Source organism: Sinorhizobium sp. BJ1, assembly GCF_002531555.1.
In the GTDB taxonomy this organism is placed as follows: domain Bacteria; phylum Pseudomonadota; class Alphaproteobacteria; order Rhizobiales; family Rhizobiaceae; genus Sinorhizobium; species Sinorhizobium fredii_B.
On record NZ_NWTH01000011.1, the window covers coordinates 135,565 to 152,011 of the forward strand.

The 16,447-nt window shown below is 62.4% G+C and carries 20 protein-coding genes; 14 read left to right on the plus strand and 6 right to left on the minus strand.

Features of this window, described 5'->3' with window-relative positions; translation table 11 throughout:
* Nucleotides 1-16: 16 nt before the first annotated feature.
* Complete coding sequence (locus CO676_RS17345) at nucleotides 17-2,134, plus strand: catalase (protein WP_097521990.1); 2,118 nt, start codon at nucleotides 17-19, stop codon at nucleotides 2,132-2,134.
* A gap of 25 nt (nucleotides 2,135-2,159) precedes the next feature.
* Nucleotides 2,160-3,254: an ATP-dependent DNA ligase gene (locus tag CO676_RS17350; protein ID WP_097521991.1), complete on the plus strand. Its 1,095-nt coding sequence runs from the start codon at nucleotides 2,160-2,162 to the stop codon at nucleotides 3,252-3,254.
* A 5-nt stretch (nucleotides 3,255-3,259) separates the two neighbouring features.
* Here the strand turns inward: CO676_RS17350 and CO676_RS17355 are convergent, their stop codons facing one another.
* The gene (locus CO676_RS17355) at nucleotides 3,260-3,853 is read right to left on the minus strand and encodes a DNA-3-methyladenine glycosylase (RefSeq protein ID WP_097522064.1); all 594 of its coding nucleotides are present in this window, start codon (nucleotides 3,851-3,853) and stop codon (nucleotides 3,260-3,262) included.
* A gap of 111 nt (nucleotides 3,854-3,964) precedes the next feature.
* Here CO676_RS17355 and CO676_RS17360 point away from each other — a divergent pair, with 111 nt between their 5' ends.
* The 3 genes from CO676_RS17360 (at nucleotide 3,965) to CO676_RS17370 (ending at nucleotide 5,926) form a co-directional block, all read left to right on the plus strand.
* The gene (locus tag CO676_RS17360) at nucleotides 3,965-5,251 is read left to right on the plus strand and encodes a DUF763 domain-containing protein (RefSeq protein WP_097521992.1); all 1,287 of its coding nucleotides are present in this window, start codon (nucleotides 3,965-3,967) and stop codon (nucleotides 5,249-5,251) included.
* Nucleotides 5,252-5,331: 80 nt separating this feature from the next.
* Nucleotides 5,332-5,595: a hypothetical protein gene (locus CO676_RS17365; RefSeq protein ID WP_097521993.1), complete on the plus strand. Its 264-nt coding sequence runs from the start codon at nucleotides 5,332-5,334 to the stop codon at nucleotides 5,593-5,595.
* Between the two features lie 151 nt (nucleotides 5,596-5,746).
* Nucleotides 5,747-5,926, plus strand: a complete 180-nt coding sequence (locus CO676_RS17370) for a hypothetical protein (protein ID WP_097522065.1) — start codon at nucleotides 5,747-5,749, stop codon at nucleotides 5,924-5,926.
* 14 nt (nucleotides 5,927-5,940) lie between these two features.
* Here CO676_RS17370 and CO676_RS17375 read toward each other — a convergent pair whose 3' ends face one another.
* Complete coding sequence (locus CO676_RS17375) at nucleotides 5,941-6,270, minus strand: hypothetical protein (protein WP_097521994.1); 330 nt, start codon at nucleotides 6,268-6,270, stop codon at nucleotides 5,941-5,943.
* A 163-nt stretch (nucleotides 6,271-6,433) separates the two neighbouring features.
* On the opposite strand from CO676_RS17375, the gene CO676_RS17380 reads away from it, so the two are divergent.
* The 3 genes from CO676_RS17380 to CO676_RS17390 are packed head-to-tail and all read left to right on the plus strand — an operon-like array spanning nucleotide 6,434 to nucleotide 7,706.
* Complete coding sequence (locus CO676_RS17380) at nucleotides 6,434-6,649, plus strand: hypothetical protein (protein WP_097521995.1); 216 nt, start codon at nucleotides 6,434-6,436, stop codon at nucleotides 6,647-6,649.
* Between the two features lie 15 nt (nucleotides 6,650-6,664).
* Nucleotides 6,665-6,964, plus strand: coding sequence for a DUF3175 domain-containing protein (locus tag CO676_RS17385; RefSeq protein WP_097521996.1), 300 nt, complete (start codon nucleotides 6,665-6,667; stop codon nucleotides 6,962-6,964).
* Nucleotides 6,965-6,983: 19 nt separating this feature from the next.
* Complete coding sequence (locus CO676_RS17390) at nucleotides 6,984-7,706, plus strand: glutathione S-transferase (protein WP_097521997.1); 723 nt, start codon at nucleotides 6,984-6,986, stop codon at nucleotides 7,704-7,706.
* 4 nt (nucleotides 7,707-7,710) lie between these two features.
* On the opposite strand, the gene CO676_RS17395 is transcribed toward CO676_RS17390, so the two are convergent.
* Nucleotides 7,711-8,352 (minus strand): UdgX family uracil-DNA binding protein, encoded by a 642-nt coding sequence (locus CO676_RS17395; RefSeq protein ID WP_097521998.1) that lies wholly within the window; start codon nucleotides 8,350-8,352, stop codon nucleotides 7,711-7,713.
* 84 nt (nucleotides 8,353-8,436) lie between these two features.
* Nucleotides 8,437-10,212, minus strand: coding sequence for a malto-oligosyltrehalose trehalohydrolase (treZ, locus tag CO676_RS17400; protein WP_097521999.1), 1,776 nt, complete (start codon nucleotides 10,210-10,212; stop codon nucleotides 8,437-8,439).
* A 170-nt stretch (nucleotides 10,213-10,382) separates the two neighbouring features.
* Here treZ and glgX point away from each other — a divergent pair, with 170 nt between their 5' ends.
* The 6 genes from glgX (at nucleotide 10,383) to CO676_RS17430 (ending at nucleotide 14,864) form a co-directional block, all read left to right on the plus strand.
* A complete protein-coding gene (gene glgX / locus CO676_RS17405; protein ID WP_097522000.1) occupies nucleotides 10,383-12,470 on the plus strand; it encodes a glycogen debranching protein GlgX in 2,088 nt (695 codons plus the stop codon).
* A gap of 105 nt (nucleotides 12,471-12,575) precedes the next feature.
* Complete coding sequence (locus CO676_RS17410) at nucleotides 12,576-12,743, plus strand: hypothetical protein (RefSeq protein ID WP_162832917.1); 168 nt, start codon at nucleotides 12,576-12,578, stop codon at nucleotides 12,741-12,743.
* Between the two features lie 89 nt (nucleotides 12,744-12,832).
* Entirely contained in the window at nucleotides 12,833-13,075 is a 243-nt protein-coding gene (locus tag CO676_RS17415; protein WP_097522001.1) for a DUF2934 domain-containing protein, read from the plus strand.
* 86 nt (nucleotides 13,076-13,161) lie between these two features.
* Nucleotides 13,162-13,599 (plus strand): CBS domain-containing protein, encoded by a 438-nt coding sequence (locus tag CO676_RS17420; protein WP_097522002.1) that lies wholly within the window; start codon nucleotides 13,162-13,164, stop codon nucleotides 13,597-13,599.
* Between the two features lie 57 nt (nucleotides 13,600-13,656).
* Nucleotides 13,657-14,142, plus strand: coding sequence for a hypothetical protein (locus CO676_RS17425; protein WP_179875517.1), 486 nt, complete (start codon nucleotides 13,657-13,659; stop codon nucleotides 14,140-14,142).
* 59 nt (nucleotides 14,143-14,201) lie between these two features.
* Nucleotides 14,202-14,864: a DUF6766 family protein gene (locus CO676_RS17430; protein WP_097522003.1), complete on the plus strand. Its 663-nt coding sequence runs from the start codon at nucleotides 14,202-14,204 to the stop codon at nucleotides 14,862-14,864.
* Nucleotides 14,865-14,952: 88 nt separating this feature from the next.
* Here the strand turns inward: CO676_RS17430 and CO676_RS17435 are convergent, their stop codons facing one another.
* Both CO676_RS17435 and CO676_RS17440 read right to left on the minus strand, forming a co-directional pair.
* Nucleotides 14,953-15,396 (minus strand): DUF4168 domain-containing protein, encoded by a 444-nt coding sequence (locus CO676_RS17435; protein WP_097522004.1) that lies wholly within the window; start codon nucleotides 15,394-15,396, stop codon nucleotides 14,953-14,955.
* Between the two features lie 229 nt (nucleotides 15,397-15,625).
* Entirely contained in the window at nucleotides 15,626-16,435 is an 810-nt protein-coding gene (locus CO676_RS17440) for a class I SAM-dependent methyltransferase (protein WP_097522005.1), read from the minus strand.
* Between the last annotated feature and the right edge of the window lie 12 nt (nucleotides 16,436-16,447).

Here is a 16,447-nt window from a genome sequence, read left to right on the forward strand (position 1 = left end):
CTCAAGGAGTGCTGCAATGGCCAAGAAATCCTCGGCGCCGAACAATTCGAAGCCGGCCACTATTCATGACCAGAAAGCAACCCGCGGTAACGGCGGGGAACTTCACCAGATTGCCGAAGGCGACACCCCCCTCCTGACGACAGCGCAGGGCGGACCGGTGGCCGACGACCAGAACAGCCTGCGTGCCGGCGAGCGCGGCCCGACATTGATCGAGGATTTTCACTTCCGTGAGAAGCTCTTCCATTTCGATCATGAGCGTATCCCGGAGCGCGTCGTGCACGCACGCGGCTATGGCGCGCATGGTTTTTTCGAGTCCTATGAATCACTTGCCGCCTATACGCGGGCGGACCTGTTTCAGCGTCCCGGCGAGAAGACGCCGGCCTTCGTTCGCTTCTCGACGGTCGCCGGCAGCAAGGGCTCTGTCGATCTTGCACGCGACGTGCGCGGCTTCGCGGTCAAAATCTACACCAAGGAAGGCAATTGGGATCTGGTCGGCAACAACATCCCGGTTTTCTTCATCCAGGACGCGATCAAGTTTCCGGATGTCATTCACTCGGTGAAGCCGGAGCCCGATCGGGAGTTCCCGCAAGCCCAATCGGCCCACGACAATTTCTGGGATTTCATCAGCCTGACGCCGGAGAGCATGCACATGATCATGTGGGTGATGTCCGACCGGGCCATCCCGCGTTCCTTCCGCTTCATGGAGGGTTTCGGCGTCCACACATTCCGCTTCGTCAATGCCAAGGACGAGTCGACCTTCGTCAAGTTCCACTGGAAGCCGAAGCTCGGGCTCCAGTCCGTCGCCTGGAACGAAGCGGTGAAGATCAACGGTGCGGACCCCGACTTCCATCGGCGCGATCTGTGGCAGGCCATCAAGTCCGGCAATTTCCCCGAGTGGGATCTCCACGTGCAGCTCTTCGATCAGAAGTTCGCCGACACGTTCGACTTCGACATTCTCGATCCAACCAAGATCATTCCGGAGGAGGTGCTGCCGACGAAGCCGGTCGGACGGCTGGTACTCGATCGCATGCCGGAGAATTTCTTTGCCGAGACCGAGCAGGTCGCCTTCATGACGCAGAACGTGCCGCCGGGCATCGACTTCAGCGATGATCCCCTGCTGCAGGGACGCAATTTTTCCTATCTCGACACGCAGTTGAAGCGGCTCGGCAGCCCGAACTTCACGCATCTGCCGATCAACGCGCCCAAATGTCCCTTCCAGCACTTCCAGCAGGATGGCCACATGGCCATGCGCAATCCGGTCGGCCGGGTGAACTACCAGCCGAATTCCTGGGGCGAGGGACCGCGCGAGTCGCCGATCAAAGGCTTCCGCCATTTCGCGTCGGAAGAGCAGGGAGCGAAGCTTCGCATTCGGGCGGAGAGCTTCGCCGATCACTACAGCCAGGCCCGCCAATTTTTCATCAGCCAGACCCCGCCCGAGCAGCGCCATATCGCCGATGCCCTGACCTTCGAATTGAGCAAGGTGCAGACGCCGGTGATCCGCGAGCGGATGGTGTCCCATCTCCTCAACATCGACGAGACGCTTGGAAAGAAGGTGGCGCATGCCCTCGGATTGCCGACGATGCCGAAGCCGGCCGAAGCCGCCGTCGCCACGCGGCAGGATCTCAACCCGTCGCCGGCGCTCAGCATCATCGAGCGTGGTCCGAAGCGCTTCGAAGGCCGCAAACTCGGAATTCTCGCGACGGACGGCGCGGATGCCGCGCTTCTCAATGCTTTGATCACTGCGGTCGCGGAGCAGAAGGCGGCCTTTGAACTCATCGCCCCGAAGGTCGGCGGCTTCACCGCCTCGGACGGAAAGCGGGTCGCAGCCCACCAGATGCTCGATGGCGGCCCATCCGTGCTCTACGACGCGGTGGTCCTACTTACGTCGCAAGAGGCGGCCGCCGATCTCATCGATGTCGCCACCGCCCGCGATTTCGTGGCGGACGCCTTCGCCCATTGCAAATATATCGGCTATGTGGGTACGGCGCTCCCCCTCATGCAGAGAGCCGGCATTGCCGAGTCTCTTGACGAGGGCACGATCGAGCTCACCGACGCCGGGAGCGTCGCCTCCTTCCTCAAGGAACTCGGCAAGCTGCGTGTCTGGGCGAGAGAGCCCGCCGTGAAGCTGAGGTAGGCCAGCGCCGGTAAGGGAGGGGAGGATGCCGTCACCCGCGCATCGAAAATCGACCAAGGAAGCCGGCAGCTTGCGCCCGACCGCAAAGGCGAAGGCGGCCGGGGGAGGGGGATCTGCCGCCGGCTTCCCCCTGCCTGTCAGCACGGCGCCGATGGAGGCACGCTCCGCTCAGGAGCTTCCGAGCGATGGGGCATGGCAGTATGAACCGAAATGGGACGGCTTCCGCTGCCTTGCCTTCAAGTCCGGCGAGGAGGTTGATCTCCGGGCAAAATCCGGCAAGCCGCTCGGACGCTTTTTCCCGGAGATCATCGCGCTCATGCGCCAGTTGGAGGCGGCGCAGTTCGTCGTCGATGGTGAACTTGTGATCGAAGTCGATGGGCGTCTTTCCTTCGACGCCCTGCAGATGCGCCTGCATCCGGCGGCAAGCCGCGTCCAGAAGCTCTCGCAACAAACGCCTGCGCGCCTCATCCTGTTCGACATGCTTGTCGATACGGATGGAGCAATCCTGATCGATAAGCCTCTCGTCGCCCGGAGAGCTGCACTGGATGCCTTCGCCGCAGAGAATTCCGTTGCGGCGCAGCTTGAGCTTTCGCCCTTCACCCTAGACCGCCATCAGGCCGAGGGCTGGCTCACCTCATGGGAAGCGGGCGCCACCGACGGAGTCGTGGCAAAGCGGCGCGATGGGTCTTACGCGTGCGGCGAGCGGGCGATGCTGAAGGTCAAACGCCTGAAGACGGCGGATTGTGTCGTCGGCGGTTTCCGCTACGAGAGCGACAGCCAAGAGGTCGGTTCCCTCCTGCTCGGCCTTTATGACACGGACGGGACGCTGAACCACGTCGGCTTCACCGCGACAATTTCCGACAAGGAGCGGCCGGCCTTGACGCGTCGGCTGGAGGCCTTGCGGGAGCCACCCGGCTTCACCGGCAAGGCGCCCGGCGGTCCGAGCCGCTGGAGTACGGAGCGCAGCGGCGAATGGGAACCGGTCCGCCCCGAATTGGTCGTAGAGGTGAGATTCGATCACGTCAGCAGCCGGCGCTTTCGTCACGGCACGAAGCTGATGCGCTGGCGGCCGGACAAGGATCCACGCCAATGCACCTACGAGCAAATCGAGCCTCGATGAGGGGGCTAGAAGTTGCGGCTGAGGAAAGGCGAGTTCTCTAGCCCAAAGCGCCAGGGGTGCTCGACGGCCTTGGAAATCCCGACGCGAAGGCCAGCGGAAACGGGCGGCCGTTTTGCCGTCGGGCTCAATCGAAACGGTTTTCGGTCGAGCGGCAAGCCATCTTCTTCCTTGCCGATCGCCAAGGCCTGACCGACCCGTCCCGGCCCGGAACAGAGCAGTCTGTCCTGCGAAACGCGGCGCCGCTCCCGCATCGTCTCCAGCCCCCATCTCGGCTCGATGGCGCGGATGAGCACGGCACTGCCCGGCAGGCAGACGAAATTCAGGCACCAGTGAAGGCCGTAGGATAGATAGACATAGGCATGTGCAGGCGGGCCGAACATCGATCGGTTGCGGTTCGTGGCGCCGGTAAAACTGTGCGAGGCCGCATCGTCCGGCAGATAGGCTTCCGTCTCGACGATGATGCCGCCGACCTCGGAGACTGCGAATTCCGCGCCGATCAGATCGGCGGCGACCGTAACGGCATCGCGTGCAAAGAAGCTGTCGTCCCACTGCAATCGATAGAGCTCCCCGATCTGTGCAGCTCCTATGTAGTCTCCCATTTCGCGCTCGCCAACGTTGCGCCCGGATTCCTCGCGCAGCCACTGAGAACTTTCCGCGAACATCCGAAGCATGTAGTGTGGCATCGGAGATCCAAGCGAGGACCGGATAAAATGGCGCAACGAGCAGGCAATGCGGATCTACCGCTGCATGGCGGCCGTGTTCCGAAATGGCTCGGCGACCGCATGACGCGGCTCGGCACGCTGATTACCGAGGCGATCGTCCACCATTACGGGCGCGATGAATTCCTGAGGCGGCTTGCCCACCCGTTCTGGTTCCAGTCCTTCGGCGCGGTCATGGGCATGGACTGGCATTCGTCGGGGATCACCACCAGCGTCATTGGCGCCTTGAAGCGCGGCCTCACGCCGCTTTCGGGCGAACTTGGCATTCACGTCTGTGGCGGCCGCGGCCAACATTCCCGCAAAACGCCGGGCGAACTTGTCATGATCGGCGATCGCATTGGGTTCGACGGTGCCGCGCTTGCCGATGCGAGCCGCCTCGTTGCCAAGGTCGACAGCGCCGCCGTTCAGGACGGGTTCGACCTCTATCTCCATGGCTTCGTCGTCACGGATGACGCGAAGTGGGTCGTCATCCAGCAGGGCATGAACGGCGACCGGCGCCAGGCGAGACGCTATCATTGGCTTTCCGAAGGCCTGGAAAGCTTCGTAAATTCGCCGCATGCGGCGATCGAGGGGCGCGGGCAGGGCAAGATCATCAATCTGGCGGACCGGCGTGCGGCGCGCTCGCGGGCAAGCCAGGTCGATCTCCTGAGCGCATTCGGGCCCGATGGGCTGGTGCGCGAGGTGGCGATGATCGAGTCTCGCGGCCCCGCCTTGGCGGCTCCAGCCCAGTTGATACTGCCGCATCTCGTCATGCCGGCCCATCACGATGTGCGCGAAAGCGACGTGAACATGCGACGCCTGCACGCCAATTTCGCCGCCGCGGCCGATCGCGGGCCGAAAGATTTCGAGGAATTGCTTCTCGTGCCGGGCGTCGGCGCACGCACCGTCAAGGCGCTCGCCATGGTCGCCGAGGTAGTCCACGGCACGCCGTGCCGCTTTTCCGATCCGGCCCGCTTTTCGCTGGCCCATGGCGGCAAGGACCGCCATCCCTTTCCGGTGCCGCTCAAGGTCTATGACGAGACGATCAATGTGATGAAATCGGCGGTTGAGAAGGGGCGGCTCGGGCGAGAGGAAGAACTGGCCGCCTTGAGGCGGCTCGACGAGCAGTCGCGCCGAATGGAGCGTTACGTCACCGGGCCGGACCTCAAGGAGATCGTTGCGGGCGAGTTCAGAAATTCGCCCCGCTTTGGCGGGCGGAGCGTGTTCGGCTGGGAGCGGGAGGTAGAAGTAGGTCAAAGGGACGATGCGGGTGCCGCCGTCAAAGGCCGCCGCAACTGAGCTGACGGGAACAATCACCGTACCGTTCGATTAGAGTCGACGAGCGTTGCGAGACAGGCCCAAAGCTGAAGGAGGTTCCGGTGAGCGCTTCGAAGACCACGACCGATCACGATACGATCCGCCAATGGGCAGAGAGCCGCGACGGCCACCCGTCACGCGTCAGGGGCGCATCCGACGGCGGTTTGCTGCGCATCGATTTTGGCAAGCCTGAGCAGAGGCTGGAGGAAATCTCCTGGGAAGATTTTTTCAGGATTTTCGACGAGAACAAGCTGGCCTTCCTCTACCAGGACCAGACGGCGGATGGAAAGGTCAGCCGCTTCTTCAAGTTCATCGACCGCGACTGAGCGGCAAACCACTTGGAACCCTTTCCTTGACCGGCGGGTTTTCCCAACGCCTTGTGCCTCTTATCAGACGCACAAGGGAGGTTGTAGCAACTGCATGCCTGCTTAAGTCGAAACCGACTCGGAAGCATGCCCGCAAGAGGGATTGCGCATGATGCTCACCATCAGAAAGCCGGACGCTGAGGAGGAACACAAGGAGCGACACTGCCTACTGTCCGAGGGACGGTCGCGGCCAGCGAAAAAGCTATTGCAGCCCGATAAGGCAGACGAGCGCGAACACCTCGACGGCCCCAATTCGCTCTTCTGGCGCGGCGTGTGGATGGTCGTCTTCTAGGTGAACCTGGATCTCTACCGGGTAGCCAGGAGCCTTTCGATCTCCTCCAGGCTCGCCTTCAGCTTCTGGATTTCGTCCCGCTTCTCGGCGACCACATCCTTGGCCGTTTCAATCCGGTCGGCGCCGGGCAGTGTCCCGACGGCGGTATGCGCCTCGGTCGCAATGGCATCGATTTCTGCCTCGAGTTCGGCGATACGTTCACGCATGTCGGTGATCTGTTGCCGGACCGTCGTCTGCGATTGCTTTCCCTGACGCGGCGACGCATCGATTGGCTCGTCGACGCCCGGCGGATCGAGTGGACGCACAGCAGTCGAGGAGGAACGGGTTTTTCCCTGCTTGTTCATGGCTCGTCTCCCGTAAGCGCTCATAACGCCACGTAGCCGCCGTTGTTCCCACAAGAGTGGCGCACCAGGGCAGGGATGTCCCATTTTCTCGCAGCTGTTTTCGGGCGATTGGAACTTCCTCTCGCCAAGGTCGTTTTCATGAATCATGTCCGGGAGGGAATCCATGCATGCCGAAGAATGCCTGCAGCTTCATTTTGATCTGATGAGCGGTAGAGCGCTGCTCTCATGCGGCGACAAGGACTATGTGTTGCCTGATTTTTACCCCACGAAGGAAACGGCAAGGATCGCCGCCCAGAAATTCGCGTGGGAGACGCTCGGCTGGAAGGATCGGGCGCGCGAATTTCGGCAGCCCTCCGAGTTGCCTGTGTGGCTGCGGTGAACCGCCCTAGGCCCGATGGGCAAGAGCGGTAAAAGGAAGACGAAATGGTCGCAAGAGGTGACAGTGCATAGCAACGCACTGGACATCGAGCCCGGCATTTTTGCTTCGGACGATCCGCGGAAGATTGCGCATTCACTGAAACGCTCGGCCGAAGCGAGCAACCGGCGTAAATCGAGCGCCTTCCGGTCCGCCATGTCGATGCTGACCTTCTATATCAACCGGGCCGGGTCCGGATTGGACGACGAACGGAGGAGCGTCCTAGAAAAGGCGAAGGACGAACTCAGAAGGGATTTCGGGCGCGCGCCCAAAGGCTGAACTGCAAACGAGGGCTCTGATGACATTCAAACTCTTTTACTGGGACGGAATTCCCGGTCGCGGCGAATTTGTGCGCCTCGCATTGGAGGAGGCGGGCGCCGACTATGTCGATGTGGCGCGGCAGCCGGGAGGCACGGGTGCGATGCTGAAGCTGATGAAGGATGCAGGGGGTGCAACCCCGCCCTTCGCGCCGCCCTTTCTGATCGACGGAGAACTGCTTATTTGCCACGTCGCCAATATCCTGTTCTACCTCGGCCCGAGGCTGGGGCTGGCGCCCGAGGAAGAGGGACTCCGTCATGGGGCCAACGGCCTGCAACTGACGATCACCGATTGCGTTGCGGAGATCCACGACACGCACCATCCGATCGGCGTGTCACTCTATTACGAGGAGCAGAAGCCGGAAGCGTTGAAGCGTGCCGCGAACTTTCTGAAGGAACGGCTGCCGAAGTATCTCGGCTATTTCGAACGTGTTCTCACCGAAAACCCCAAGGGCCGGGAGCATAGTGTCGGTGGGCAACTGACCTATGTCGACCTATCGCTGTTCCAGCTGGTTGAGGGCCTGCGCTACGCATTTCCGAACTCCATGCGTGCCACCGAGGAGCATGTGCCGGCGCTGGTTGCCCTGCATGATGCGGTTGCGGCGCGGCCGCGGATACGCAGCTATCTGGCCTCCAGCCGGCGATTGGCCTTCAACGAATCCTGTGTTTTCCGCCACTATCCCGAACTCGACCGACAGTCCTGAGCCGTTAGTCGACATGGGCCGCGATCTTGGCGAGGTCCTTGACGAAGCGGTCGCGTTCGGCCGCCGCGTCCTCTCGGCTCTGGATTCTCAGCAGATAGGACGGGTGGATCGTGACGAGAACCGGGTAGCCGGCGGGCGTGGCGATCAGCTCGCCGCGGTTCTTCATCACGCCGGCGCGGCGTCCCAAGAGCGATGAAAGCGCCGTAGCGCCGAGCGCGACCACGATCTCGGGGTGAAGCCTCTCAAGCTCCGCACCGAGCCACCAGGAGCAGCGCTGGATCTCTCCTGCATTCGGCCGTGAATGCAGTCGGCGCTTGCCTCGTTGCTCGAACTTGAAATGCTTGACCGCATTGGTGAGATAGCAGCTGGAGCGATCGATGCCTGCCTCATGCAGGCACTCGTCGAGGATGCGCCCGGCCGGACCGACGAACGGCCGGCCCGCCAGATCCTCGCGATCGCCGGGCTGTTCGCCGACAAGGACGACGCGGGCCTTGCTGGGTCCTTCGCCAAACACCAGCTGCGTCGCATTCTTGTAGAGGTCGCAGCGCTCGCAGCCCTCGGCCTGTTCGCGCAGCGCTGCAATGGAGGGTGCCTCGGCGTGCTCGCCGGAGAGGGCCGGACCCATTTTGACAGGTTCAGTCGGCATGTGTTTCAAGGCGGGGCCTCGGTCCCATGTCAATCGTGCAATGGACTAAACCGCGAGGCTCGGGCCATGTTCCGTCCGCCCAAGCTAATTATGCCGCACGGCAGCAACGATACCCGGCCCCGACAGTTCGGACCCGTCCAGAGTTTCGCCTCCGAATATCGGTTCCCCATGAATCGGCGGAACGGACTGTCGCTCGGCCGAGAGATTGGCGCGCAACTCGAGCACCGGGCCGAACGACCAATCGATGGCGACAATGCCGTCACGGGCGGGATAGACCTCGAAACTCGGAAGATCGCATTGGCCCATCAGAGGTGCAATGTGCCGCTGCCGGATGTCGGCAAGTTGGCGGATGAAGGCGAGATGTTTTCTGCCGGCCTCGCTCTCCGCGCGTTCCCAGCGAAGCTTCGAAGCGGCAAAGGTTCGGGGATCAAGCGGATCGGGTAGATCATCGGCCGTCTTGCCGCGCGGCATGCCGCCGAAATTCTCGGCCTCCCCTTGCCGCCCTCGACGAATGGTCTCGCCGAGGTCGCCCCGAAAATCGGCGAAGAACAGGAACGGCTGCGTTTCCCCATATTCCTCGCCCATGAAGAGCAGCGGAATTTGCGGCGAGAGCATTAGCATTGCTGTCATCACCCGCAGCTGATCATTCCTGGCGAGCGAAACGAGGCGCTCGCCGAAAGCCCGGTTGCCGATTTGATCGTGGTTCTGGAGGAAACTCACCCGCGCCTGCGGTGGCACCGTGCCTTCCGGCCGATGAGCCGCAGGTTTCTCGGTCGTTTCACCCGCGGCGAAGCCCTCCGTCATGGCTTCTCGCGTCGCCTGCCACGGGCGCTTGGCGAAGGGACGATAGAAGCCCCGTGCCTCGCCTGTTGCGACAACATGGAGCCCGTGGTGGAAATCGTCGTTCCACCCTGCGGTGAAGTGCGCGATCAACCCGTCGCCATTGCGCCGCACGAGGTTGCGGCGGCGGGTCGCATCCTCGATCACGAGATGGATGCTGCGATCGACAAAAGTCTCGCGTACCTCGCGCGCCAGGGCGGCAAGAAAATGCGGCTCGCTGGTGTCTCGTATCTGATCCGTCGCATCGAGGCGCAGGCCGTCAAAGCGGAAGTCCCGGAGCCAATGGAGGGCGTTCTCTATGAAGAAGCGCCGCACCGCGGGCTCCTCGAAGGCGATCGACGCCCCCCATGGGGTCGGTCGATCGCCATTGAAGAAACGGCTGGCGTAGCGGGGGAGGCTGTTGCCCTCCGGTCCGAAATGATTGTAGACGACGTCGAGCAGGACCATCACGTCGAGCCCGTGCGCCGCATCGATCAGCGCCTTGAGATCGTCGGGCGTCCCATAGGCATGGTGCGGAGCATAGGGCAGAACGCCATCGTAGCCCCAGCCGCGCGAGCCCGGGAACTCGGCGACCGGCATGATTTCGATGGCGGTGATCCCCGCCTCGGCGAGATGCGGCAGCCGCCGAGCCGCCGCTCGAAAGGTGCCCTCGGGAGTAAAGCAGCCGACATGCAGCTCTAAGATGATCGCCTCTTCCCAAGGACGGCCGCGCCAGGAGGCCGCTTTCCACTCATAGGCCGAGTGATCGACGAGCACGGACGGGCCGGAAGCTCCCTCCGCCTGGGCGCGGGAGGCGGGATCGGCAATGCGCGTCCCGTCGGAAAGCTCGAACCAGTAGCGGTCTCCCGCTCGCGCCCGGGCGGAGACCTCGAACCAGCCGCCGTCGAGCGCGCGCATGGCGTGCGGGGCGCCATTGAGAATGAGGCGAACCGCACGCTCGTCGGGCGCCCACAGGCGAAAATGTGCATCATCGCCGGAGGTCAGGTCGGCGCCCCAGGTCTTCCGGACACGGCTGTGCATTCGTCTTCCCTTTGCTGCTGTCGAGATCGGCAAGAGACGAAAACTGCCGGGATGCGTCGAAAGTTCCGCTGCACCCGTTCGTTGCCGAGGCTCGGCAGGAACAAAGTTGCCGCCATCGGCGTTGCCCCCTCACTTCCAGGACGCTGCAGGCAGGGGGCGCGACGACACGAATGAATGTGGCTTTCTCCGAACTCGATTTCCTGAAGCCGGAGCTTGGCGCCGAATACACCGGCCAGGGCACGCATTTCGCGATCTTTTCCGCGCATGCCGAGAAGATCGAACTTTGTCTCTTTTCCGAGGATGGCAGCAAGGAAACGGCCCGCCTGCCGCTGCCGAAGCGCGAAGGCGACATCTGGTCCGGATATATCGAAGGGCTCGGCCCAGGCACGCTTTACGGCTACCGCGCCTACGGACCCTATGACCCGCATAACGGCCATCGTTTCAACCCGAACAAGCTGCTCCTCGATCCTTATGCCAAGCAGGTGGCCGGTGAGTTCGTCTGGGACGACGCGCTGTTCGGCTACACGATCGGCAGCCAGGAGGGCGATCTTTCCTTCGACGAGCGCGATAGCGCCCCATACATGGTCAAGGGCGTCGTTCAGGATCCGAACTTCGACTGGGCCGGCGAAGAGGCGATCCGCCGGCCCTGGACGGAGACGATCATCTACGAGACACACCTTCGCGGCATGACCATGACGCATCCGGACGTGCCGGACGAATTGCGCGGCACCTTCCTCGGCATGGCAAGCGACCCGATCATCGATCATCTGATGAAGCTCGGCGTCTCGGCGGTCGAGCTTCTGCCGGTGCAATATTTCCTCGACGACCGGTACCTCACCGAGCGAAGCCTCAGGAACTATTGGGGTTACCAGCCGCTTGGCTATTTCGCGCCGCATGCCCGCTACCTGAAGGGCACCAGGATCACCGAGTTCAAGGCGATGGTGAAGCGCTTCCATGCCGCCGGCATCGAGGTGCTGATGGACGTCGTCTACAACCACACCGCCGAAGGTTCGGAGCAGGGGCCGACCCTCAGCTTCCGCGGCCTCGACAATCTCAGCTATTACCGCCAGTCGCCGGAGCAGCCCCGACATACTTATGACATGACCGGCACCGGCAATACGCTGAACGTGGCGCATCCCATGGTGCTGCGCATGGTGCTCGATAGCCTCCGTTATTGGGTGGGCGTCATGCACATCGACGGTTTCCGCTTCGATCTCGCGAGTGCCCTTGGGCGCGAATACATGGAGTTCGACCGGGAAGGTGGGTTCCTCGATGCGATCAGGCAAGATCCGATCCTGGCCGGCGTCAAGCTGATCGCCGAACCTTGGGATATCGGCGACGGCGGCTACCAGCTCGGCGGTTTTCCGCCGCCCTTCCGTGAGTGGAACGATCGCTTCCGCGACGATGTCCGGCGCTTCTGGAAAGGAGATGGCGGCGTTGTGCCGGTGCTTGCCGAACGGCTCGCCGGCTCACCGGTCCAGTTCAACCATTCCGGCCGCGCCGCAACAAGCTCCGTCAACCTTTTGAGTGCGCATGACGGCTTCACGCTGATGGATACGGTTTCCTACGCTGGAAAGCACAACGAGGCGAACGGCGAGGACAATCATGACGGCCACCCCGACAACCACTCGGACAATATGGGCGCGGAGGGGCCTACCGATGACCCCGAGATCGAGCAGGCGCGTCGGCGCCGCCGCTTTGCCATGCTTGCCACCCTGATGGTGAGCCAAGGCGTTCCGATGGTCTTCGGCGGCGACGAGCTCGGCAACAGCCAGGGCGGAAACAACAATGCCTATTGCCAGGACAACGAGATCGGCTGGCTCGATTGGAGCCGGTCGGACGACGCCCTCCTCACCTTCTGCCGCAAGATGATCGCTTTCCGGCGGGAGCACCCGGTGCTGCGTCAGGAGTACTTCCTGGAAGGTGCCACGGACGAGCACGGACGCATCGAGATCGCCTGGTATAAGCCCGACGGCAGCCACATGGATGAGGCGGCATGGGGTGATGGCGAATTGCGCATCCTCGGTCTCTATCTCTGCCAGCTCTCCCCTGTCGAGGCGCCGGCGGGGGAGATATTCCTCGTCCTCAACGCCGGCGGCGACTGCGAAGTAGCGCTGCCCCCTGTGCACGGTTCGGAATGCTGGCTGTGGGCGCTCAACACGGCCGAGGATGATGCCTTTGCCGGGTCCGTTGCCCACGATCGGGAAACGATCCCCGCGCAGAGCGTTGTCGCTTTCGTTCCGAAAGACCCCGGGTAAGAGGGCTTCGAGCTGGAGCATGCGGGCGGAACATTCGAGAGCGAGCGGGATTGTCGGAAGGAATGCATGGGATCATCTCATGTTTTCCGAGGAATGGAGGCAGGAATGCAAAATCCGCGTGAGCCGGACCCGACCCCGCCACAACCGCCGCCCTGGGAGCCGGAACCGCCCATCGGCGAACCTGAACCCGACCGCCTTCCGGACGAGGCGCCAGTACCCAATCCCGACGAGAATCCGCAGCCGCCCCAGTATGGCGGCGGCTCCGCCGAGTGATACTGGAATGGCTTTAAGCCATGGAACAAATGGGCGGTCGTCCCGTTTGAATTTTGCCTACAAGGTGTTTCAACAGCGAGGTAAGGGACATGGAAAACGACAGGGAAGAACTGATCAAGCGCAGGGCTTACGCGATCTGGGAGCAGGAAGGTCGCCCGGACGGCCAGGACCTGCGCCACTGGGAGCAGGCAGCGCGGGAAATGCAGGGACAGGGTGCATCGAACCCCGATGGAGGCGAGAACCTCGAGAGCGAGGGAACGACGAATGCCGTGTCAACCCCGACGCCTGCGCCGCGCGGAAAACCCTCCAGGAACGGAGCGCGAGCGCACTGAGACGTGGCTTCCCGCAGATCTGCTTCGGCCTAGCCACGGACGACTTCGCGGGAGCAGGCATCGCCTTCCAAGAAAGGAGTAGGACAATGCATGTATCGGAGATCATGACCAGAGACGTTCATATGGTTACCCCCAATGACACGATAAGAGACGTGGCGCGGCATATGGCGGACAACGACATCGGTTTCATGCCGGTAGAGGACCACGACCGCCTGGTCGGTATGGTTACGGATCGGGACATCGTCGTGCGCGGCGTTGCGGACGGGCTCGATCCGCAGGCGAAAGTGCGCGACGTGATGACAACCGACGTCAAATACTGCTTCGAGGATGAAGAAGTGGACGACGTGGCGCGGAACATGGGCGACATTCAGGTGCGGCGCCTGCCCGTGGTCAATCGCGACAAGCGCCTCGTCGGCATCGTGTCGCTGGCTGACGCCGCTCGCGAGCAACCGTCGGCAGCGGGCACGGGCCTGAAGGGCGTGACCATGCCCGGTGGCGAGCACAATCAGGCCGAGCGGCACTGACGCATCTCTCGCGAGAATCGGATTGGCGCCCTTCGGGGCGCCGACCAGGAGGGCAGCATGCCGCAGAAACAGGATAACGGAGATCCCGGGAAGCGTGGCCCCGCCACGCAGCGCCCACATCGGGCAGCGCCGTCGCCCGATGTGTCGTGGCCGGCGCGTCGCGTAGGCCCGCAGCCGCAAACGACGGGAGGGCGCCAACAGGCGACGCCGGAAAGCGCTTCCGGCGAAGACCATATAGCCGATGCTTCGGACGTCGGCAGCGGCGCACAGGACTTGCGTGCTGAGATGTCGGTTGACCCGCCACAACCGTCCCCACGCGATTACAGCGGCGGCAGTAAACCGATCAGGCCGAAACATCACGACAGCCGGGTCGTCGAGGAGGCTCCAACCCCGGAGTATCAGGAAAATAGTGACGACGGCACGGGTGGAGATGCCTGGAACAGGGTCCTCGGCAATACGACCAATGCCGGGATGCTTCGCTTGCTCGCTGCGATCGGCCTCTTCATTCTCGTGTCGGGGGCCTTCTTCTGGCTCGTCACTTGAGGGTTGGGGGGACACGAAAGGGTTGGGGGGACGCGAACCGGAACAGGCGGAGAAAATGAATGTCGTTCTTGCGTGACAATGGACTGAGCATAACGCTGACGATCTTCACCGCTGCAACCATCGCAGGCATGATCTTTGCCGGCACGAATGCCTTCAACCAAGAGGCGATCATGCACGGCGAGCCGACTGTAACCGTCGCCAATTATCTTGCCACCGGACATTTCCTGTCCGCCCTCTTCGAAAACTGGGAAAGCGAGTTTCTACAGATGGCAGCCTATGTCTGCCTCACGGCCTTTCTCTACCAGCGCGGCTCGGCCGAATCCAAGGACCCAGACGCTCCCTCGACGGACGTGGACGAGGATCCTCTCGACAAGAAAAACGATCCGAAAGCCCCTTCGCCCGTTCGGCAAGGGCAACTGGTTAGGACGCTCTATTCCTACTCGTTGGGCATTGTCCTTGCAGGACTGTTCGTCCTGAGCTTTGTTTTCCACCTGCGCGCCAGCGCCGCGGCCGCAAACATCGAGGCGATGCGCCATGGCACACCGCCTGTCGACCTCTGGACGCGACTGGCGGATGCCGAGTTCTGGTTCGAGTGCTTTCAGAACTGGCAATCGGAGTTCCTCTCCACCCTGCTGCTGGTCCTGCTCTCCATATTTCTACGTTTTCGTGGATCGCCGGAGTCCAAACCGGTCGCGGCTCCGCATGCTGCAACCGGAAAGTAGGCGGCGGCTAGTCTTAGTCTAGATTCACATCGGCGTTCCGACACTGGTGTCGGAACGCCGATGTGAATTTTACGGTGCGGAGCCCAGATTACTGCTGTGCGGGAGCCTGCTGCGCCGGCGCGCTGCTCTGAAGTTTTTCCTCGACCTTCTTGGCCAGAGCCGGATCGTTCTGCGCGGCTGTCAGAATCGTCGTGTATTCCTCGACCGATATGTTCGGGGAAGCCTCTACGGCCTTGACCATCTGCTGGCTGGCTTCGCTCTGCAGCTTTTCCTTTGCCGCTGCATCCTGCGTCGCTCCGATCTTTGCGGAGTATTCCTGCCGGACCTTGTCGACTTGGAGATAGGCGACTGCGAAGGCCTCGATCTTCTGTTCGCTGATGGGGGCGCCCTTGGCGCCCGTCTGTGCCGGGGCCTGTTGGGCCGGCTGTGTTGACTGTGCCTGGGCGAGTTCCAGCGCCGATGCCGGGCTGATGACCATCAGGCTGAAGACTGCAGCGGTCAGCGATGCAACGGGGGTGTAACGAGTGATCATATTTATTCCTCTTCGACGTGCATGTCGTGATCGGCAGCAATACCGCCTTGCTCAACCGCTCCGTGTACGAATCGCGACGGAGCGGCGATCGACCATGTCGCCCTCAGAAGTGCTCGGTTAGGCAATGTCAGGGCAATTTGCTGACCATTGCACGGCAGCTTTGTGACCGGTGAGCCATTCAAAGCGTGAAAAACGATACAGTCAGAGGTGGCGGCAGTCGGTGTCGGTCCTAGTTCACGCGCTTGCTGGCTCGGATCGCGTAACGGTGCTGGCTCCGTCGCGCGAGCCCCTTGAAGAAGTTCCAGTTCTTCGCCTGCGTCCGGTGAATCTCGCCGAGATCGGTGTCGACATCAATGTCCGTGAAGCCGGTGGCACGGAGAAGTTCGACAACGGCCTCGGCGCGTGCCCCGTCGGAGAAGTAGACGCGGGAGAGGATGTTCCGATGGGTTTCCATCATCTCGCGTGAGTGCATGGGTGAATCCGGCTTGAAAATCCCCGCGCGCTGTCCCCAGTTGCTAAGCTTCGAGAACAGCCGCTCCAGCGCACTCGTACTGACGAAATCGCCGTCGACGATCAAAAGCGTGCCGCCGGGTTTGAGAACGCGCAGCCATTCGGCGAAGGCTGCGGCCGGATCGACCAGCGTCCAGACCAGATGCCTGTTGACGATCACGTCGTAATGATCGTCCGGCTCCATCGTGCTTTCCGCATCGCCGATGCGGAAAGTGATGGCCCGCTTGCGGTTTCTTGCCTTCTGTCGCGCTCGTTCGAGCATGGGCTCGGCCCAGTCTAGCCCGGTGACCCTGAAGCCGAGGTCGTCGAGCAGATGCGAGATGACGCCAGTGCCGCTGGCGAGGTCGAGTGCGGCGCGGCCGTTGCCGCGACCGAGATGGCGTACGAAAAGCCGATGCCAGGCGGCGCGCTCTTCTTCGGAGAAGATCTCGTGTCCCGGTGAGAGATCGAAAGTGGCGGCACGTTCTGACCAATAGGCCTTGATTTCATCGCGAAGATCGTAGTTCCGGCCCGCCGTCACGTCGCACATTCTTGTCCAGTC